Below are 17,886 nucleotides of genomic sequence, written 5' to 3' on the forward strand. Positions count from 1 at the left end.
CTGACTGGTACAGCGCGATTCCGCCACCGGCCAATACAGCAATCAGCAAAGCACCGGCCAGAAATGGCAGCGCTCTGCTTTGCGGGAACAGGTCCATCACTCCCCCTTGCACTTAGCATTGAGGCGCAGCCGGTCTTTCCACAATCCAGCGCAGACCCGGTTACCCGGCGAAGAGCAGTCCTGCTTTCCAGATCTCTTGAACAACAAGATGGCCTCACAGGCTCCCGAGTAATCGCCAACGTTCAGGCGCGTTACGATAGTAGAACGGCAGAACGCCCTGGGACCGATGTTGTGGGAGAGCTCGACATAGGCATCATACTCATACTGATGGAGGGGAACATTGATACAGGCCTTGAGGGCGTTTTCGAACGCTCGCACCTCCCGCAGGCTCCGGTTCACCGCCGCGACGGGCGTGGTGGTGTCACCCATCTTTACCCCCTCGGTGCTGCCGAATCCGATGGTGGGGAGTTTGGTGCCATGTACCGGATCGGGGTAAGCCACCGGCTCATACCCCTCGCGATTCAGGATCCCCACAAAGCCAGCGGCACTCAGCGTGAGCGCTGCGATTGCGATGCGGACCTTGCTCATCACTCACCATCCTGCCGACACCGGGGTCGGATGATGTTTTGCCACAAGAACCATCCCATCTGGACGGCAATCCACATCAGCGTAGCAACCAGTACCCAGTCATTGACCGAGTACCCTGCCAATGTCATGCCTGACACCACGACAGGCGGCGCCGTCTTGGCTACCCCTGCAGCAGCGGCAGCCGTCGCGAACCCTTCCTCTTTGGCCATGCGCCCTCCCCCCAGAAACGACAAAGCCCGCACGAGGCGGGCCAGAAATAAAAAAGGCCAGGGTCACGGGGACTCTGGCCATCTTTGATAGATACTAACGCTGGTGCGGCGGGGATTCAATCACTGAGCACGATGTCGGCATCGGTTGGATGGCAGTCCTCAGATATGCAACCGCAAATTTGAACCGATTTCCTCAATGAGGGATTGTGGAACCTGCGACTGCTGAGCGAGGTCTTGCCATCTCGATACGTTCTCAATAGTTTCATCAATGACATTGATGATTTTACTGCGATTGAACAGCGGGCTGATCCTCTCCAAGCCCCAGAAATCCTCTCTGGTAAACGCATCCCTCTTCCCATTCAGGGTCATCCAATGGCTGTTTACCCACTTGCTGCCAGGCTTGTAGCTGTATGCCAAATCATAGGCTGGCGCTAACGCCCACTGCTTCCCGTTCAGGAGGAAGGCAAAGTTCTTCGCGTGATCATCATGATTTCTGGCAATGATATTAAAGACCATTCGGCGCAAGATTTCTTCAGCCTCAATGGCTGGCAGGCGCAGCTTCCGTGCAATACCAAACAGCTCCTCATAAGAGTATGAGCCCGGTTTCTTGTAATCAACGTGTGCCAAGCCATTGAGCGTTTGAACATGGATCTTATCATTGCCTGAACGGTCAAACCGTTGCGTGATGAAATGCCGTCGATGGCCTTCGTTCAACAATTTGCATGGCATCATGTTAATGCCGCAAGATTTGGCCATCAGGTAATAGACATACTCCATTGCACCAAAGCCAAGGGGGTCTCCAAACGTCTCACTATTCTTGTTATGTTCACTCACCCCATCGAATTTCATCAGGTAGTGGGTAAAGCCCTTTGGGATTGTTGCCTGACCGGATCGCACTTGGGAAAAATCATCGTTGAATGCAAGAACGGCTTTCGGTCTCGCACCACCGGCACTCATCCCGACTGACAGCAAGGCCATCATCGCTTCCCGATCATCCTGCCCGTCTCTGTTCAGTTCTACAGCAAAGTTTCCACGCGAATCGAGGATCTCTTGTGCAATCAAAACAAGGGATTTGATTTCGATCTCGGTTGAGGCATTGAGCTTTTTCACTCTCGTGGCTGGCGCATATTCAAGGGCCCCCATACCTCGTGTACCGGTGTACTGGAGTCGCTGCAAGGGGGTGATCATATCGGGAGACTGACCTTGGGCTGCAACCCAGGCATTGAGTACCGCATTACCGAAGTCATCAGGCAGAGAGTCGGCAATCAGACCCGGCAATCCTTTGAACGTATGAAAATCAAGCTCGGGAAAACTGAAGATTTTTTTCGACAATGGCATCTTCAAAGGGGATAGCTCGATCCCTGTTTTGATGAAGTCAGGATCGTATTCAAAGGCACCCACCCCTTTTGCAGGGTCAAAGCTCACCGCGCCAACATCATGGCCTTGAAATCTGACTTTGACGACTTCCATTACCATTCTGATTTATCCTCTGCCTTTACAGTGCGCTGCCTTGATGCTCTTTCACGCTTTTTTCCCTGCAGCTTGGCCAGTTGCAATGGCGATATGATCTGCTTTGGCAGAAAGAGATCCAGCTGGGCTGTCAGATCCAGGGCGATCATGATCGCAACGAAGGTCTCTAATTGCGCCATCCCTTTTTCAGCGTTTAACACCGCTTTTCGTGACACCCCAGCCAGGCTTGCCACCTCGGATTGTGTCAGATCGCAGTTCAACCGAGCTTGCTTCAAACGCCCGCCAAGCTCTTCTGTAATGGCAGAAGGCGACATATCGATAATCATGCAAAATCCCTAAAATGTCACATTAAATGGGGTTTAAACCTATAATGTCCCAAATATAGCGCCTTGCCAGACGCAAAGCGATTAGGCCTTACCGGCTAATGACCCAGTATTGGCACATTAACTAGGATTTACGACATTAATGTGCAGATAAATGAACTTTAACGCCACATTGGGTTTACTAACCCTAACAACGTAAAACTGAGCATTGGCAGCCACCTGCAGCCTGATTTATCCCACCCGCATCTCCCTCACCTGCCGGTCCATGATCCTGGCCAGGTCAGAGGCTTGGTGGATCACTTCATCAACTACCCGTTCCAACTCTATCCGCATCTCCCGCCCGAACCGGCGCGATACCAGATCCATATCCGGCACTACTCGCCCGGTACCGTGGCACTTGGGGCACTCATCGCCCATGCGGGGGCGGATCCCGGTCCCCTTACAGTGCGGGCACCGGCCGGACTGCAGCATCTCGGCGACACAGGTGTCATGGGCGAGAGACAGGATCCCGTTACGCTCGGCCAGCAGGCGCTGGTATTCGTGGTCATTGCCAGCCCGGTGGGCACGCTTGGCCTTCTCCATCACCACGGCAGCCCGGCGGCGCTCCTTGTCATAGTGTGGGTGGGACAACACCAGCCGGTCCAACTGCTCTGGCAGTGGGCGGCGCAGCAGGATAGCCAGCGCCATTCCCCCGGCCTCTCCATTCCCCAGCGCGCAACCGAAGTGGGCCAGCAACCCTTCAATGGCTTGCTGGTCTACCAGGTGATCGGCCATCAGATACTGCAGGCCCAGGGGATTGTCCTTGGCCGCCATCTGCAGGGCACCGATGAACTCATCCCGCCCGATGCAACCGGCATTGCTATATGTGGGCTCGTGAAGAGCCCCTTTCGGTGAAAACAGGCGCAGTGCCATTTCCAGTGATTTGCTCATACTCAGTCCTCCTCAGGATCCGAAGCCAATGCCAGCGCTCAAATGACCGGTTGTGATCAGCTTTTGCGCCAACCATTGCTGCCCTTTGCCGGTGATCGTGGGCGAAAAAGCGAGACGAGTTTCACCATGGGCATCGTATGGCTTTTCGATGACCTCGAAGTAACCCTGCTCGAGATACTGCTGAAAAGGCAGATTGTGACGACGTCCCCCCTTCATCAGGATCTTCAGCTCATGCAAAATGACGAATATCTTCTTGGGACCAATCCCCACGGTTTTGGCAAAGTTACCGAGAAGGACGCCCTTATCGGCACCGGCCACCCGATCGGCAAAGTCAGCCTTCGGTGCTTGGATAGCGATTTGTTCTTGAGCTCTCTGCAGCTCCATGGTTTTTCTGTCTATCACTGACTGCGCCACCATCAGCGCCTTGGCGATGATCAGCTCTGGCGTATCTTGCTCCTGACCGGCGATATAGCCGCCGTTCTTGCGAATGCTCGGGATAACCTCAACTGTCACCCAGCGCTTAAACACTCTAGCCTCCGGCTTGGTGCTGCTGAATATGGCTTGATAAAGACCAGACTCATTTATAAGAGATTGATTTACATAGTTTCCTCCAATTTGGAGTACCCTTTTCTCCTTGTCTTCTTCATCAATCAGCTTGTTCATGCTATTGGTTTGGGCATATCCCAATACCGTCGCTATATCGCTAGCCACAAACCAGGGCTCACCCTGTTCATCGGTGACGATACGGATGTTGTGTCCTTCAAAGGCTTTACTGATCAAGTTGGTCATGGTCGGGTCCTTGGTTGGTTACTGATTAGCTCTGGCGTATCTTGCTCCTGACCAGCGATATAGCCGCCGTTCTTGCGAATACTGGGTAGTACGTCACTCACTACCCACACCTCAAAGCGCTCAGCACTCTCGAGCTTAGAGCGCATGATGAGTCGATAGACATCACGCTCGGGGATTGCGGATAGGTGTCTAACCTGACCCGTCGTTTCGGCGGGGTAGCTATTTTCTGAGTTCCATAAGGGATACTCACATTCTGAATACCCTGCTGATGCCCTTCCAAATCGCGACTCATGTTGGTCATGGTCGGGTCCTTGGTTGGTTATTGGTCTGGTCAAATGCTTTCAGCAGCCAGGCACGCAGCTGGCTGGTCTTGATGTGTTCGGGGGTAATCTCCAGAACTGTCCACCCGAGCAGGGCGGCCTCGTTCATCTTGCAACGGTCCTCTACGAACCCCCTCCCCCGGGTGTGCCGGCCACCGGAGTGGATCCCGCCGTGGATCTCGAGTGCGATCATCTGCTCTTCCCAGGCATAGTCGAACCGCCACTTGCGCTTGGGATGGAACAGCAACTCGGTAACCGGGTCGGGGAAGCCGACCAGCTGGGCCAGCACCCTATCGTGCAAAGTAGCCACCTGCTGGGACTTACGTACCTGGTGGGCAACGTTCTTGACCTTGGGGTTCCCCCCGAGCAAGCGCTCAGCCTCCAGGGAAGAGAGGTGGATCATGCAGCCCTCCCGATGGTGTTCTTGCGCAGCTCGGCCACTTCCCTAACCACTTGGGCAAGCAGGGTCTCCTCGCTGCCGTGCTCAGCCTGCCAGCTCTTGGGAGCGGCATGGAAGCCAGTGGCGTAGCAGGCACGGTGATGCCGGGAGCACAATGGCAGCACTCTGGTGTGCGCAGCACGCTGGGCCATACCAGACCCAGAGCGCACATGATGGATTTCCGCAGGGCTCGGCCCCATGCCAGCATTGCGGCAAGCCACACAACCCAATGATGCAACGTCATCAAGCCACTGTTTATCAGCCTTGGTCTTGCTCATGCCACAGCCCTCCCATATGCCGCCACCCAGTCGAAGCCGCGGCGGGATTCATCCCCGAACTTCACGCCCTGCTGGGCGCCGAAGGCCTGGGCCAGCTCGATGAGGTCGCGCATCTCACGCACCGTCATCTTGGAGGTGGACTTGCCCAGCACCACGAAGCCGGTGCCATCGATATTCGGCACCACGTCCTGCTGGTACAGGGCTGCGCTTAGGACGTGCTTCCAGTCCTCCTTGGCGAGCTTTCGGCCGTGCCAGTTCACCTGCTCGGCGATATCGGTCAGTACCGCCCACAACATGGCGTTCTGAGCCAGGGAACGGGTCATCTCCTTGATTTCGATAACCAGCGGCTTGTCCTGGTCAACCGGCAGGCCAGCGACCAACTGGCAAGCGCGGGACCGGATTTCGGGGCTGCGGAGGAAATACTTGGGGTAGGCGCTCATGCCGCAACCTCCCCTGTCAGTTCAAGGGTCAGTTGTGATCTGGCTTGGAGCTGGACTTGTTCTTGGCTCAGCGCCCGCTTCTCGATGCGACGGCGGGCCAGGCCTTGCCCATGAAAAGTGCCTTTGGATACAGAGATGGCTGAGCGTCTGGTGAAGTCGTGCTGGAGATGTTGCACTTCCAGCTTCTCGTAAAGCTGATCGAGCGCCCAATTAAAGGCCTGGATGTAGAGCAGTTTGAACTGCGCGGCTTGCTTGCCCGTGAACCCCATGACTAGGAAGACCATGCCGTCCTTTGTCATAGTCACATAGCGCAATGGCTTTCCGTTCTGTAATTCACTGTTTTCAAAGCAAAACTCATAATTGAGCTTTGCAAATGCGTCATCGCACTCAAGTCTGTCTATGGCCCGGAGAACGTTGTTATGGCTCTTGCCAAACAGCTCGGCCACCTTGCGGGAGGTAGTAAACACCTCCCCTTCCTGGGCACTCACCAGTTTCTGGTATAGCTTGATCTGCTCGGGGCTGAACCGAGGGGCGATAGACTTGATGCTGTGGATCAAGCGCTCAGCCTCCAGGGCAGAAAGACAGGCACTGCCGCACGGGCGTGCTGCGGATAGATCTCGGGTATGTGGTTTGGTCATGGTCTGGGTCCTTTAGGTCATAAACAGCCGGGTGGTCTAGTTCCGGCATGACCATGTTACGACCAAACTTTGAGCAATGTCACGCAGCAGCAACTCACAAATCAGGGAAACCATTGATGGGCTCCCGGGTTATCTACCGCTTTAGCTGCATATCACCTACGTCTCTCTTTCAACCGGCCTGTCTTTCACCACTTCCAATATTGGCCCGGGTCGATCTGGTCTTTGGCTCCAACTCGGTGCTGCGCGCTTATGCCGAGGTCTACGCCCAGAACGACGGCAAAGAAAAATTTGTCCGCGACTTCGTCAAGGCCTGGCTTAAGGTGATGAACAACGATCGCTTCGACCTGAAGTAAGCGATACGGAAATTGCCCGGAACAAAACGCCAGCTGCAAAGCTGGCGTTTTTATATGCAAAAAAAACAACAACAAATCCAGTTACCCTTTGCTGACATGAAGCCAGATTTGGCGATGATGACGCTTTAAGGCAAGGCTGCTGGCCTCGAACCCGACGACGCAGGCCACCAACCTATCGAGTATTGATCTGCTCATTAATTATGGCTATCGTCATAGTTGGATTCATTATGGCCTTTCAATGGCGGGTCTACACGGAGAGCGCAATGGACAACACATTTGATAAAAAAATGCAGATTATGCATGTCCATTTAAAACAGCGCTTTGACAAAGTGAACCGGGTGTCTGTCGCAATTTATGACCAGCAAACCGATAAGCTCAAGACCTTTACCGACAGCAGTGAGGAGCGCTCCCCGCTGCTTCAATATGAAGCCAAGCTAAGCGATGTGCCTTCCTTGCAATATCTTGTAGCAAACAAGCAGCCCAAAGTGATCGACAACCTGAGTGCGTTGCACGACTCCGATTCGGACTACCAGTGCAAGCTGCTGGAGGCGGGTTGTAACTCCAGTTATGCCGAACCGCTGTGGTTCAACAACAAGCTGATCGGTTTTCTATTTTGCAATGCGGTGGACACTGACTATTTTGATGAACCAATCTGCAACGAACTGTCGGCCTATGCCCAATCGCTGTCGAGCATCATTGCAAAGGAGTTTATGGCCATCCAGATCCTGAGTGGCACACTGAAAACCGCATTGGAGTTCAGCCGTTATCGGGATGAGGAGACAGCCAACCATCTGATCAGGATGTCGGCTTACTCCCAACTGATCGCCAAGACAGTGGCTCCTACCCACGGGCTGAGCAATGAACAGGTGGAGTTTATCTACCGCTTCTCCGGGCTACACGATATTGGCAAGCTTGCGGTGCCAGACGCTATTTTGCTGAAACCAGGCAAGCTAACGCCGGAAGAGTTCAAGATCATGATGATCCATCCCGTCAAGGGACGGGAGATGATCACGCTAATGCTCAACGAGTTTGGCCTCAGTGGCCTCCTTCACACAGACATGATCAAGAACATTATTTGCCACCATCATGAGCGTTTTGATGGTAAAGGTTATCCAGATGGATTAGCTGGGGAAGCCATTCCGCTGGAGGCACGCATCGTGACGGTGGCCGATGTGTTTGATGCCCTGAGCAGCGCACGCCCCTACAAACGTGCCTGGTCGTTTGATGCGGCGTTTGCCTATCTGGAAGAAAATGCAGGTAGTCATCTTGATCCTGCCTGTGTCGCGGCTGCGCTGCAAAACAAGGCTGAATTTCACGCAATCTATCTGCAATATCAAGACGAGGCGGTCACTTCGGCAGAGGGCGCTGGATAGGGCCAATACAGTAAGCTGCTCAGACTAATACCGGATCCCGCTATTATCGAGGCATTCTAGCTACCAGCCCCCTCAGCTTCTCAACTTCGACCTCATCTTTTGGCTTAGGAAGCACCACGACTTTGGGTTTGGATGGTTTGGAAAGCTTGACCGGCTTGGGTGGCCCGAGAGGCACTTTGACCACCTGGATGATCCGTACCATAAGCATAGTCTTTGCTTGTCCATCGCTGATGATACACCTCTCCCGCTTGAACTCAGCAGTGATACGGGGGTGGGTGATTAACTTGCGGAGAAGCCTGCTTGCAGCAGCTAACGAGAGATTGAACTGGTCACACAGCTGCAGGCTGGTGATGAACCGGCCTTTCTGCAGCGCCCAGGCTGCGGCCTCTTCAAAGAGTTCTTCTGTTGACATCCTTGCCTCCCGAAAGCACACAGCTCAAGTTCCAATAAGATACCTATATCTTATATAGCAGTTTTTCTCTCTTTCCCAACCATCCGCCTACCCCTCCACTCGCTAACCATCTCACCCGTTATCTCTTCCTTGAAACAGACCGGCGCATAGCCGGTTCCAGGCACTTTGCTTACCGTAGCGACTCCAGTTCCCCTTTCGAAGTACCGTCCTTTCACCACATTCCTAATTGATAACTTTCACCTTATTAATCAATTGATGATTAATATCAAAGACATGCCCAATCTCACACATTTCACAGAGAAATCACTCAACTTTATGAGTGTCGATTGGTATGCTCCTCAACCGGTTCCTATGTCTCACGCAGGACCTGACGATGGCGGCACAATCAGCCATGAGATCACCGGTTAAAAGCAGCAATCTGGGGGCTGGAACCTAGGGGCGGTAGCCAATGCGTTTGCCCCATCACTGTTGTTATACACAGTCGTAATGCTGGAGCAAAAAGAGGAAGTCAAGCGAACACGTTCAGCTTCAGAGACCAGTAGGTAATAGATTGATTTAAAAATATAATTATTGATTCCCTGTATCAGGGCGGAGCGGAGTTAGATGGAAGGCACTACTAACGTGTTAGTACCGCCGTCTATCTAATCACTGTTAACACTACAAATAAGGTAGTTTTGTGGAAGTAAGAAAAGATTTAATTGAAGTAGAAGCGTTGATGCATAGGTTGCTATCAATTGGAGAGGCATTTTCCAAGAATATTGGTTATTGGAGCCACTTGAAGAACAAAGAGGACTTTAGGTTCATTTGTCGAATTCCATTTAACGAGCGTCATTTGGTCGAGGCGGTCTATGCTAATGGTCGAGATATGGCTCAGTTTATGGCCTGGACTATCGGAGATACGAATGAAGTTTATGCAGACTTTCCTACATTAACGTCAATCATTGATAAATTTGAGGGTACTTGGGTTTATGGTGCATACGACGCAAATGTTCCCGATGTAGCAAAAAGTGTTTGTGATAAGTATGGAGAGAACCTTTGGTCAGTAAATCAGATGATCGAACTGTTTCGTAATCAGGAGCGCTCGTTATCAGCGGTAAAGGTTACTCTTCAAATGCTCAAAGAAAGTGATTTATATAAAAAAGAAAATGGGATCGAAATCGTGAAAGAAGTAAGTTCAACAATTAATGTGTCAGGTGTAAGTGGTTCTGCGATTAACATTCATTCAAGCGGTGCAACTGCACAAGCTACTACCCACACTCAATATAACGAACCAGCGATCTTTGCTGAAATGCTTGAGAGTGTCAAAGGTAGTGGTCTTGATGAAACAACTGCCCAGATGTTGACAGAAAATGTAAACATGCTGGCAACTAGCCATGAAACGGGTACTTTTTCTAACGCATACAAAGATTTCATGCAAAACGTATCTGCTCATATTACAGTCTTTACACCGTTTATCGCTGGGCTAACTGCGCTATTGTAGTGTTAACAACCTGTTTAAGAGTGATTCGCAACACGTGGCATTTTTACTGTGCGTTGATTTCGGTGGTTACGGTGTTATGCGGTAAGTTGGTAGTAGCGTTGTCAGCCCCTTAAGCGGGCGTTATAAGCCTATGAGGAATCGATGAACATCGAAGGATATGAAAATCGTTTTGTAGCTTTCCTAGATATTCTAGGTTTTAAAGAGTTGATCTACAAAATTGAAGATGAAGGAGAAGAAAGCTCCGATTTCAAAAGGGTAAGGTCAGTTTTAAACTTTTTGCACGAAGAGTCTGTCGAGTCTAATGGCCAGCATGACTTGCCCATTTATGAGAAAAAAGAAGATTACATCTTAGAGAAAGAGTTGGGAGATCCGCGTATCAGCTATATATCTGACTGCGTCATAATCTCCACAGAAAGCACATTTGACGGATTTAAAGCTCTTTGTAATAAGCTAACAAAGTTCTCGACGGACATTGCGTGTGATGGAATATTCATGCGTGGGGCAATTACACATGGAAAAATTTACCATCATGGTCCAATGCTCTTTGGTTCGGCTTACCAAAGAGCTTACGAGCTAGAGTCTAAAAATGCCGTACATCCTCGGATTATCATTGATGATATCGTCTTTGAAGAATTGTCCGAAAGAAAGGGGGTGTTCCCGCTAAACGATCACGCAATAGTTAAAGATAAAGATGCAGTTAGCTATTTGGCAAATTTCCCACTTAATTATCACCCTCAATATACTCCATCATGGCTAGATTTCTTGCTTAGAATAAAAAGCAGAATCCTTTACCATCTAAACGCTTATGACTCGAGAGTTTCTGGCTTTGGACCTGAACTGAAAAACTTGGATAAATTTTGTTGTTGGAAGGAAGTTTATGGTTGGGATTTGAATTTTGATGGTGGCAGCAGCGGTGTTTTAAGTAAATATGAATGGCTTAAAGATGAATTTAATTTAACTATTAAGAAATACTCTGAGTTCCTATCTGTGCATGACGGAGAAGAAAATCGCTATGGTGGTGTAAAGGAAGGTATGAAAATTTCCCCTATTACTTGGAATGGCGTTATTTGGTCGCCAGAAAAAGAACTTGGCCACATTCGCTAAGCTTATAACAAGCGCGTCAATTAGGACGCTCGCAAGCTCGCGCCTATTACGCGAGCGTTAGGGTAATTGTTGGAAGTCGTATGGACGTTGAAGTGCGAAAAATATCAGGCCACATGTATGGCCTTGGAAAATACCTATTGGCTCACGGCATAGAGCATGTGATTTTTACTGGCATGAGGAATCCATTTTGGTCATCGATGGGTGTCTTACATGTTGCTCAGGCTGCTGAGATTTTAATAAAGTCGGCAATGGCTCAAGAGCATCCGCTGTTAATCTTCACGGATTTGCCGAAACCATCTCAAAATACCGAAGAACGGCTTACAACTTCTCAGTTGATGGCAAAAGCGAAAACTGTTCAATATAGTAAGCTTCCGGATTTGTTATGGGCTGCTACTGGTTATGAAATCAAGCATCTCGATGTTTATAGAGAAATGGGTGAACAGCGAAACCGTATTCAGCATTTAGCTGTACCTGATGATGATTTCAATGATCTAGTATTCCGTTTTTGTATCCAAGTTATCGATCCTTTAATGGTGCATTTTTTTCACGAGCATTTCTTGGATAATTTGGATTTTGACGACCTCTACATCTATGAGGACAACCTTTTAATTGACTCAATAGACGCTACGGGTTTGAAGTACGAGGGTAAATTACCCTAACAAACAATTTAAGAGGGATTCTCAACGCTTGGCATTTTTGCTTCTACTTCAACTTTAGTGTTTACGGTACAATGCTTTAGGTTGGGTAATGGCGTTGTTCACCCCTTAATTGGGCGTTACATTTCTATCCACATAAGGAGGTTTGATTGAAATTTACGGATAAACTCAAAAAATCTAAAAATCGATCTAGATTGGCTTATGTAGTTGCTTTCTTAGCTATTTCGTATTTTTTGATGACAGGTATTAAGGGAGTTTACTTTTGGACAGATGGAAGCGGTTTTCCGCTAGCCGAGGGCATAAACTCAGGTATTAAATGGCTATTCGCTAAAACATGGGTATTCCCCATAAGTAGCCTTTGGGAAGCGATACCGGCAATACCATTTGAAGGCAGAGATATTCTTTCGTTCTATAAAATCATTATTCCTCCGGCTGTAGTATTTGGTATTTGCGCATTGTTCATAACTGATTATCGCGCTTTAAGATCTAAATTCTATGAACTTAAAGCAGAAATCGAAAAAGAACTAGCTCTACGTGAAATGCGAAAAGATGCAGGACTAGAAACATTGAGTGAGTCCGCAAGCATAGATGTTGTAATAAGTAACGCGACCAATAATGACCCAGCTTGGCATAATACAGGTTGGGGGAAAGTAATAATTGGTGTTGCTATAGCAGCAGTTGTTACGGCAATAGGTTTAAAATAGAAAAATGTAACAAGCCAAGCCAGCAGGACTTATTTTGCTGTCGCTTCGCTCCAAAACGCAAAATAAGCCTCTGCTTGGGGCGCTACATATCAAATTAGGATGCTAAATTGGCTGAATTAAAGATTGATGAAAATTTAGTACAGTGGGATGAACTTTCCGAACTTGGCTGGAAAAATTTACTTTTAGGAAATGGCTTCAGTATCAATATATGGGAAAGATTTGGTTATGGAACACTCTTTGACCTAGCCAAAAGTGACCGTGTTGATGTTCAACTTGAAACCGAGGGCTTAGCGCTATTTGATCACCTCAATAGTTCAAACTTTGAAGATGTATTGCGGATTCTATATCACGCAAAATTAGTCGATGAGCAGCTTGGTGAACCTCAGAAAGAGAATATCCAACGTCTATATGAAAACACAAAAAATGCGCTCGGATCGGCTGTTAACTACGCTCATATTGCACCAGGTGTTGCGGATGTGGCCGAAATAAATAGACAGTTACGATCGTACAAAAATGTATTCACGACAAATTATGATTTAATTCCATATTGGGCAGTCATGGATTCAGATTTGTGGCGCTTCAAAGACTATTTCTGGGGAGAGGGAAATTGTTTTGATGTTTCAGACACAGAAGTGCCTGCCGATAGAACTAAGCTTCACTATCTTCATGGAGCTATACATTTGGTTGAACGCAGTGACGGAAAAATCCAAAAGCTAACTGCTAATCGGTTAGAACGTTTAACTGACCTATTTGATCTTGCTCACCCTGAACGATTCCCGCTATTCATTTCTGAGGGAAGTTCTGAAAGGAAGTTATCAAGAATTAAGCGTAACGATTATTTACGCTTCTGTTTTGAAAAACTAACCAAAACTAAGGGTGGTTTAGTTGTATTGGGGCACTCGCTACATAAGGATTACGACCAACATATAATTGATGCAATTAACGACAGTGAAATATCTCGTGTTGCTATCAGTGTTTGGCCACTTCTCAATAGCACAGAAATTGTTTCGTTTAAATCTCGATTATCCCAATGCTTACAAGGTAAAGATTTATACTTCTTTGATTCTACGACGCATCCGCTTGGCACATCAGACTTAAATGAACCTGTAGCATAACAAACGCTTCAAGAGGGACTGTCAACGCGTGGCGTTTCCAGTCCCATTGAGCCGCGGTGGTTACGGTTGCTGTGTTTGAGTTTAGTGGTAATGCGTTGCCAGCCCCTTAACCAGGCGTTACATCGACTGCGAACCGAGTTGCAGCACCGCCTCGCGGATCTGCTGCGCATTGAACTCCCTGAGCAGGCCCCCCGAAGCAGAGCCCTGCCCCGCGCTGGCAATCCGTGTACCCCAGCACGGCGATCTTGTCTGCAACTTCCAGCAGCACCCGCTCCCCACACCATCCCCGAAAGGCCGGATAGATCACCACCCGGCAGAATTCCGCAGACTTGACTGCTGCGAGCACATCTTGGTTGAACATCACATCACATCACATCACCTCCAGAAGGCCTCGATTTGAACTGAGCAGAGAGGCTCGCTCAGCAACCATCAGCTTGGTAACCCAGTCAGATCTCTCGTGTACGCTGGACGCGTCTGCATCAGGCCATGGGCAGCCAATATCCATCCAGAATTGCTCCCCATCCCCCTTTTCAACCCAGCACCAACCATCTGGCAGCCCAGGTAGGTCTGTGGTTCCGTGTCCAAGCCAATCGAGGTGGAACTCCATCACGATGGCGATTTGGATCATTTCGTCTTGGGTTATTCTCATCCCTATATCCTCCCTGTGATGGTGTAGCCGCGTTGGCGGCGGTCGGTGAGGATCCGCGCCATCTCACCCATCCCAGCCGCCTTTGCGTGGTTTGCTATCGCCCTTAGCCAGTTCCGCCAAATGGTGTTTACGCGCGACCTCCTCCGCATTGATATCCGAGATCACCCCATCATGGAACTGGCAGTAAGCTGTGCCGCTCTTGCCCGCCCGATTAAGGCGTACCAGCAACTCCATCATCCCTCGATATGGCGAATCCTGGTGATAGACCTCATCCCGGTAGCACCCTATCCACACATCGCAGTCTTGCTCTATCTGGCCAGTATCACGGCTATCGCTCGGCATCGGCCGTTTATCCGCTCGCTGCTCCAGACCTCGATTCAGCTGTGTGAGCAGCACCACTGGGCAGCCCATCTCCTTGGCGAGCATCTTGAGTGCCTTGGTGATGGCGCCATACGCCAAGTCGTTTCGTTCCGCTTTTTCTGCCGTCATCAGCGTCAGGTAGTCCACTGCAATCAGGCCCAGCTGGCCAAACTGGCGACGTAGACGCCGGCTCTCTCGCACAACCTGATGAATGGTCAAGCCTGGCAGATCTGCGATGTGCAATTTGGAGTAGCCAAGTTCCGCAGCAACGGCATAGGCCTTGTCCATCTTGCACTGATCATCCATCGTCTTCAGGTCTCGGCCTGACACGCCAGACGCCTGCGATACCATGACCTCGAACAACTCTCCACGCGTCATCTCAAGCGAGAACCCGACGACGGGCAGCTTTTTGACCAACGATGTGTGGTTGCACAGGCTCGCCATCAGCGTGGTCTTGCCCATTTTTGGCCTGGCACCGATACACACCAGCGCCGTGGGGCTGATCCCACTCGGGTAAAGCAGTTCATCGAGTGACGCTATCCCTGTGGCATAGCCGGTCATCTCCCCAGGGCGTCGGCTCGCTCTGCGATCCAGTTCATCACACCACTCCTTCACGATCTCACTGGCAGGGATGGCAAGACCGGTAACCCCACCAGAGCGCTTGGCATCGACTTCCGACAGGAGTGACCCCATGGTGGCAAACCGTTCATCGGCAGTGCTGAATCCGGACTCCATCATCGCGGCAATGCAGTCATGCAACTTGGCCACAGCAAATCGCCGCTCTGCAGTACTGCGCACTATCGAGCCATAAGCCTGAATATTGGCTGCGCTCGGGGTGTTCTTGACGATCTCAACCAGATAGGCAACCCCACCCGCCACATCGAGCTGTCCATCCTGCTCAATGCGGTTTTGCAAGGTCATGAGGTCTACCGGATGCCTGGCTGTGACCAGCTGGGAGATCGCACTGAAAATAATCTGGTGAGGCCGGCTGTAAAAATCACGATCCGACAAGCCGAGGTCGTGGAAGGCATCGCTGCGCAACATCAAGCCACCAAGAACAGACTGCTCTGCCTCGAAGTTGTGGGGCGGGATAAAACCAATGGCGTCATTCGTCATTGAATCGGCCCTCCCGCACGCCCAGGTAGCAGCGCTCTGTCACCAAAAAATCTAGGTTCTTCGGTTTCCAGGCTGACCCTCCATCTCGGCGCGGGCGGCTCTCGCACATCCAGCGGCAATTGGTGGCGATGAACGTCAGGTAAGCACGCCAGCGCGTGTCATCGAATTTGAACTTGCCCCAGAAGTTGCGGATCTTGGTTTTGCGCGAATCGGTCAACTCACGGATGGCTGGCATCTCAGGGAGTATTTCGTGGTAGGCATCCAGGATTGCCTGATACGGCGTGTTTTTTACTGTTCGCTTTTCGGGGATTGCTGCTGGGGGTTCAGCGCAAGCTGATGCCCCATCAGTAGTTGTCTTTACTGTCTTTTGAATAGTGTCTTTTGTGTGTCCCTGTTTTGGTGACACCCCTGTCACTGTTTTGGTGACAGTTTTTGTCACCAAATTGGTGACACTATCACCGTTTTGGTGACACTCTATTTTCCAGTCAGAAATCACCCGATTGACTCCTATCTCCCGACCGATAGAAATCAACACGCCCATCGCTATCAGCTCGTTCTTCGCCTTGTTCACCTTCTGCCGAGGCAGCATGACAATCTTCCCTATCTGGGTATCACTGATCCTGTCCGTGGACTTGTTGAAACCATAGGTTTTGCGTACAACGGCAAAAGCGACCTTGGCCTGATTACGGGTAATCGGAGCGCCGATAAGTGCCTCGAACAGCTCGTTGGCAATACGGGTATATCCATCATCAAGGTCTGCCACACGCACCTCCCGAGGCTCTGCCTTGGCGCGAACATCAGGGAATTGAAGTAAGACTGCCATCTCAGACCTCCAGTTCATCAGCTAACCGGCGCACAGCCAATTCGTATTCGCGCTGGGTAAGGCCCTGGCGCTGCAACTCGAGCTTCCTGAGCTCATAGAGCTCCCATGTTGACGGGGATGAAGGATTAGCCATTAGCCACCTCCTGCTCGCTGTACTCACAGACGAGGCATCCACAGTTACGGTCGCCGGTGCCAGAGATCTGCCCACTTCCATAAAGCGGGCAATGCTCGAGATCAAGGGTCATGAGGTGGCCCCCACGGGCCAGAGTGAATTTGGTCATAGTCGGATCCTGTGTGTCTTGCTGCCCGGTGGTGAGCCGGGCAGATTGGTTACGCGCTAGGTTGTCCCTCTGCTCGTTCAACTGCGCGGGCCTGGAGCTCCCGCGCCAGGCGCAATGCCTGCCGGTCAGTCCCTGCAGCCTGGGCCGTTGAGATCAAGGGTTCATCAATTGCTAATGCCAGCTCATGCATAACCGCTTTCAACACGATGTTGTCTCGTTCGTTGACGCGTTCTGATGCCGGACGTGGCGGTCGGGTAGAAGTGGGCATGTTGTTATCTCCCAAGAATGAAATTGATCAGGCCAACGAGCTTTTGGAGCGGCTTCTTGGGGCGCTCCTCGTCATAGGTGATCTCGTCGGAGGGTAAAAAGACCAGTAATCCCCGCTCAGGAAGGCCAGTACCGTTCAGGATTTCTTCGACGGTTACAGGAGGGAATCCCTGCTCGATAAGGCTCCGATTGGCCCGTTTGACGGCTCTCGCCAAGATCAGGGGTTCATGTTTCGATATGGAATTGAGCAAGATCAGAAGTGAGGTGCGCGCGAAGGCGGTCTCAGTCATGCCAAATTCGGCCCCGACTTCTTGCCACACACAGCGTTGTGCTGGGTTGCCGCGTAGGCGTAGTGGAGAAATAGAGTCCATTTTTGCGTGATCGGGCAGTGCTGGTCGTCCCATTGGTCAGGTCCTTTTGGTGTGGTCATAAAAGCCGGTGGTTAGGCGGCCTGTTGAGCGGAATGGTCTTGGTCCTTGTCCAGGGGATAATCGTCCAGCCCCAGGCGCAGCTCACCATTACTGGCGATAACAAAGCTGACGGCATGCTGGGCCGGGATCACATCACCCCACTTCACGGCAAGGCTGCGGGAGATGCCAATCGCTTTCATGGCGCGGGCCATGTTGCCGAAATGCTCAATCACTTCACGTTTCTTCATTGGTCGGGTCCTGTCATTGGTAAATAGATCCAAATAGTGTCCCCCGCAGAGAACGATGTCAATCACAAGCGTCCCCCAAAGAGATCGACCATGGAATTACAATTTAGTCTC

General features: G+C 50.6%; 23 protein-coding genes. 7 read left to right on the forward strand and 16 right to left on the reverse strand.

The window, feature by feature from the left end:
* Positions 1–96 precede the first annotated feature (96 nt).
* The 11 genes from ACW5W8_RS11315 to ACW5W8_RS11365 all read right to left on the reverse strand — a co-directional run bounded on the left by ACW5W8_RS11315 (position 97) and on the right by ACW5W8_RS11365 (position 6,424).
* Positions 97–588, reverse strand: coding sequence for a lysozyme (locus ACW5W8_RS11315; RefSeq protein ID WP_498627944.1), 492 nt, complete (start codon positions 586–588; stop codon positions 97–99).
* Positions 588–797, reverse strand: coding sequence for a hypothetical protein (locus ACW5W8_RS11320; protein ID WP_498627946.1), 210 nt, complete (start codon positions 795–797; stop codon positions 588–590). Before ACW5W8_RS11320 ends, ACW5W8_RS11315 begins: the two co-directional genes overlap by 1 nt.
* A gap of 159 nt (positions 798–956) precedes the next feature.
* A complete protein-coding gene (locus ACW5W8_RS11325) occupies positions 957–2,273 on the reverse strand; it encodes a type II toxin-antitoxin system HipA family toxin (RefSeq protein ID WP_498627948.1) in 1,317 nt (438 codons plus the stop codon).
* Positions 2,267–2,593 carry a helix-turn-helix transcriptional regulator gene (locus ACW5W8_RS11330; protein WP_498627950.1) on the reverse strand — a complete coding sequence of 109 codons (327 nt, stop codon included), beginning with the start codon at positions 2,591–2,593 and terminating at the stop codon, positions 2,267–2,269. Before ACW5W8_RS11330 ends, ACW5W8_RS11325 begins: the two co-directional genes overlap by 7 nt.
* Before the next feature lie 228 nt (positions 2,594–2,821).
* The gene (locus ACW5W8_RS11335; protein ID WP_498627952.1) at positions 2,822–3,520 is read right to left on the reverse strand and encodes a TIGR02642 family protein; all 699 of its coding nucleotides are present in this window, start codon (positions 3,518–3,520) and stop codon (positions 2,822–2,824) included.
* 12 nt (positions 3,521–3,532) lie between these two features.
* A complete protein-coding gene (locus tag ACW5W8_RS11340; RefSeq protein WP_498627953.1) occupies positions 3,533–4,309 on the reverse strand; it encodes a phage antirepressor KilAC domain-containing protein in 777 nt (258 codons plus the stop codon).
* On the reverse strand, positions 4,306–4,644 hold the full coding sequence (locus ACW5W8_RS11345; protein WP_498627954.1) for a BRO-N domain-containing protein: 339 nt from the start codon (positions 4,642–4,644) through the stop codon (positions 4,306–4,308). The genes ACW5W8_RS11340 and ACW5W8_RS11345 overlap by 4 nt, the downstream gene beginning before the upstream one ends.
* A complete protein-coding gene (locus ACW5W8_RS11350; RefSeq protein WP_498627955.1) occupies positions 4,607–5,032 on the reverse strand; it encodes a hypothetical protein in 426 nt (141 codons plus the stop codon). Before ACW5W8_RS11350 ends, ACW5W8_RS11345 begins: the two co-directional genes overlap by 38 nt.
* Positions 5,029–5,346 carry a Ref family recombination enhancement nuclease gene (locus tag ACW5W8_RS11355; protein WP_498627956.1) on the reverse strand — a complete coding sequence of 106 codons (318 nt, stop codon included), beginning with the start codon at positions 5,344–5,346 and terminating at the stop codon, positions 5,029–5,031. The genes ACW5W8_RS11350 and ACW5W8_RS11355 overlap by 4 nt, the downstream gene beginning before the upstream one ends.
* Complete coding sequence (locus ACW5W8_RS11360; RefSeq protein ID WP_498627958.1) at positions 5,343–5,786, reverse strand: recombination protein NinB; 444 nt, start codon at positions 5,784–5,786, stop codon at positions 5,343–5,345. The genes ACW5W8_RS11355 and ACW5W8_RS11360 overlap by 4 nt, the downstream gene beginning before the upstream one ends.
* On the reverse strand, positions 5,783–6,424 hold the full coding sequence (locus ACW5W8_RS11365) for a Rha family transcriptional regulator (protein WP_498627959.1): 642 nt from the start codon (positions 6,422–6,424) through the stop codon (positions 5,783–5,785). The genes ACW5W8_RS11360 and ACW5W8_RS11365 overlap by 4 nt, the downstream gene beginning before the upstream one ends.
* 116 nt (positions 6,425–6,540) lie before the next feature.
* Here ACW5W8_RS11365 and ACW5W8_RS11370 point away from each other — a divergent pair, with 116 nt between their 5' ends.
* Positions 6,541–6,777 carry a hypothetical protein gene (locus ACW5W8_RS11370; RefSeq protein WP_498628050.1) on the forward strand — a complete coding sequence of 79 codons (237 nt, stop codon included), beginning with the start codon at positions 6,541–6,543 and terminating at the stop codon, positions 6,775–6,777.
* A gap of 263 nt (positions 6,778–7,040) precedes the next feature.
* Entirely contained in the window at positions 7,041–8,150 is a 1,110-nt protein-coding gene (locus tag ACW5W8_RS11375) for an HD-GYP domain-containing protein (RefSeq protein WP_498627960.1), read from the forward strand.
* A gap of 43 nt (positions 8,151–8,193) precedes the next feature.
* Here ACW5W8_RS11375 and ACW5W8_RS11380 read toward each other — a convergent pair whose 3' ends face one another.
* Positions 8,194–8,562 (reverse strand): hypothetical protein, encoded by a 369-nt coding sequence (locus ACW5W8_RS11380; protein WP_498627961.1) that lies wholly within the window; start codon positions 8,560–8,562, stop codon positions 8,194–8,196.
* Positions 8,563–9,238: 676 nt separating this feature from the next.
* Here ACW5W8_RS11380 and ACW5W8_RS11385 point away from each other — a divergent pair.
* The 5 genes from ACW5W8_RS11385 (at position 9,239) to ACW5W8_RS11405 (ending at position 13,621) form a co-directional block, all read left to right on the forward strand.
* Positions 9,239–10,042, forward strand: coding sequence for a hypothetical protein (locus tag ACW5W8_RS11385; RefSeq protein WP_498627962.1), 804 nt, complete (start codon positions 9,239–9,241; stop codon positions 10,040–10,042).
* A gap of 141 nt (positions 10,043–10,183) precedes the next feature.
* Entirely contained in the window at positions 10,184–11,146 is a 963-nt protein-coding gene (locus tag ACW5W8_RS11390) for a hypothetical protein (protein ID WP_498627965.1), read from the forward strand.
* An 80-nt stretch (positions 11,147–11,226) separates the two neighbouring features.
* The gene (locus ACW5W8_RS11395) at positions 11,227–11,805 is read left to right on the forward strand and encodes a hypothetical protein (protein WP_498627966.1); all 579 of its coding nucleotides are present in this window, start codon (positions 11,227–11,229) and stop codon (positions 11,803–11,805) included.
* A gap of 146 nt (positions 11,806–11,951) precedes the next feature.
* The gene (locus ACW5W8_RS11400) at positions 11,952–12,506 is read left to right on the forward strand and encodes a hypothetical protein (RefSeq protein WP_498627968.1); all 555 of its coding nucleotides are present in this window, start codon (positions 11,952–11,954) and stop codon (positions 12,504–12,506) included.
* Positions 12,507–12,613: 107 nt separating this feature from the next.
* Positions 12,614–13,621 (forward strand): DUF4917 family protein, encoded by a 1,008-nt coding sequence (locus ACW5W8_RS11405; protein ID WP_498627970.1) that lies wholly within the window; start codon positions 12,614–12,616, stop codon positions 13,619–13,621.
* A gap of 712 nt (positions 13,622–14,333) precedes the next feature.
* Here ACW5W8_RS11405 and ACW5W8_RS11410 read toward each other — a convergent pair.
* The 4 genes from ACW5W8_RS11410 to ACW5W8_RS11425 all read right to left on the reverse strand — a co-directional run bounded on the left by ACW5W8_RS11410 (position 14,334) and on the right by ACW5W8_RS11425 (position 17,775).
* A complete protein-coding gene (locus ACW5W8_RS11410) occupies positions 14,334–15,746 on the reverse strand; it encodes a replicative DNA helicase (RefSeq protein WP_498627971.1) in 1,413 nt (470 codons plus the stop codon).
* Positions 15,736–16,569 (reverse strand): replication protein, encoded by an 834-nt coding sequence (locus ACW5W8_RS11415; protein ID WP_498627973.1) that lies wholly within the window; start codon positions 16,567–16,569, stop codon positions 15,736–15,738. The genes ACW5W8_RS11410 and ACW5W8_RS11415 overlap by 11 nt, the downstream gene beginning before the upstream one ends.
* Positions 16,570–17,122: 553 nt before the next feature.
* Complete coding sequence (locus tag ACW5W8_RS11420) at positions 17,123–17,521, reverse strand: hypothetical protein (protein ID WP_498627974.1); 399 nt, start codon at positions 17,519–17,521, stop codon at positions 17,123–17,125.
* Positions 17,522–17,559: 38 nt separating this feature from the next.
* On the reverse strand, positions 17,560–17,775 hold the full coding sequence (locus ACW5W8_RS11425) for a Cro/CI family transcriptional regulator (RefSeq protein ID WP_075115294.1): 216 nt from the start codon (positions 17,773–17,775) through the stop codon (positions 17,560–17,562).
* Positions 17,776–17,886 lie beyond the last annotated feature (111 nt).

The sequence above is a fragment of the Aeromonas aquatilis genome (genome assembly GCF_054052405.1).

Excerpts from the sequence above, each read along its gene's own strand:
- ACW5W8_RS11320 (WP_498627946.1), bottom strand. The coding sequence starts at position 797 with ATGGCCAAAGAGGAAGGGTTCGCGACGGCTGCCGCTGCTGCAGGGGTA.
- ACW5W8_RS11420 (WP_498627974.1), bottom strand. The coding sequence starts at position 17,521 with ATGGGACGACCAGCACTGCCCGATCACGCAAAAATGGACTCTATTTCT.
- ACW5W8_RS11395 (WP_498627966.1), top strand. The coding sequence starts at position 11,227 with ATGGACGTTGAAGTGCGAAAAATATCAGGCCACATGTATGGCCTTGGA.
- ACW5W8_RS11360 (WP_498627958.1), bottom strand. The coding sequence starts at position 5,786 with ATGAGCGCCTACCCCAAGTATTTCCTCCGCAGCCCCGAAATCCGGTCC.
- ACW5W8_RS11335 (WP_498627952.1), bottom strand. The coding sequence starts at position 3,520 with ATGAGCAAATCACTGGAAATGGCACTGCGCCTGTTTTCACCGAAAGGG.
- ACW5W8_RS11325 (WP_498627948.1), bottom strand. The coding sequence starts at position 2,273 with ATGGTAATGGAAGTCGTCAAAGTCAGATTTCAAGGCCATGATGTTGGC.
- ACW5W8_RS11330 (WP_498627950.1), bottom strand. The coding sequence starts at position 2,593 with ATGATTATCGATATGTCGCCTTCTGCCATTACAGAAGAGCTTGGCGGG.
- ACW5W8_RS11350 (WP_498627955.1), bottom strand. The coding sequence starts at position 5,032 with ATGATCCACCTCTCTTCCCTGGAGGCTGAGCGCTTGCTCGGGGGGAAC.
- ACW5W8_RS11370 (WP_498628050.1), top strand. The coding sequence starts at position 6,541 with ATGGGCTCCCGGGTTATCTACCGCTTTAGCTGCATATCACCTACGTCT.
- ACW5W8_RS11315 (WP_498627944.1), bottom strand. The coding sequence starts at position 588 with ATGAGCAAGGTCCGCATCGCAATCGCAGCGCTCACGCTGAGTGCCGCT.
- ACW5W8_RS11340 (WP_498627953.1), bottom strand. The coding sequence starts at position 4,309 with ATGACCAACTTGATCAGTAAAGCCTTTGAAGGACACAACATCCGTATC.
- ACW5W8_RS11425 (WP_075115294.1), bottom strand. The coding sequence starts at position 17,775 with ATGAAGAAACGTGAAGTGATTGAGCATTTCGGCAACATGGCCCGCGCC.
- ACW5W8_RS11355 (WP_498627956.1), bottom strand. The coding sequence starts at position 5,346 with ATGAGCAAGACCAAGGCTGATAAACAGTGGCTTGATGACGTTGCATCA.
- ACW5W8_RS11390 (WP_498627965.1), top strand. The coding sequence starts at position 10,184 with ATGAACATCGAAGGATATGAAAATCGTTTTGTAGCTTTCCTAGATATT.
- ACW5W8_RS11365 (WP_498627959.1), bottom strand. The coding sequence starts at position 6,424 with ATGACCAAACCACATACCCGAGATCTATCCGCAGCACGCCCGTGCGGC.
- ACW5W8_RS11375 (WP_498627960.1), top strand. The coding sequence starts at position 7,041 with ATGGACAACACATTTGATAAAAAAATGCAGATTATGCATGTCCATTTA.
- ACW5W8_RS11380 (WP_498627961.1), bottom strand. The coding sequence starts at position 8,562 with ATGTCAACAGAAGAACTCTTTGAAGAGGCCGCAGCCTGGGCGCTGCAG.
- ACW5W8_RS11415 (WP_498627973.1), bottom strand. The coding sequence starts at position 16,569 with ATGGCAGTCTTACTTCAATTCCCTGATGTTCGCGCCAAGGCAGAGCCT.
- ACW5W8_RS11410 (WP_498627971.1), bottom strand. The coding sequence starts at position 15,746 with ATGACGAATGACGCCATTGGTTTTATCCCGCCCCACAACTTCGAGGCA.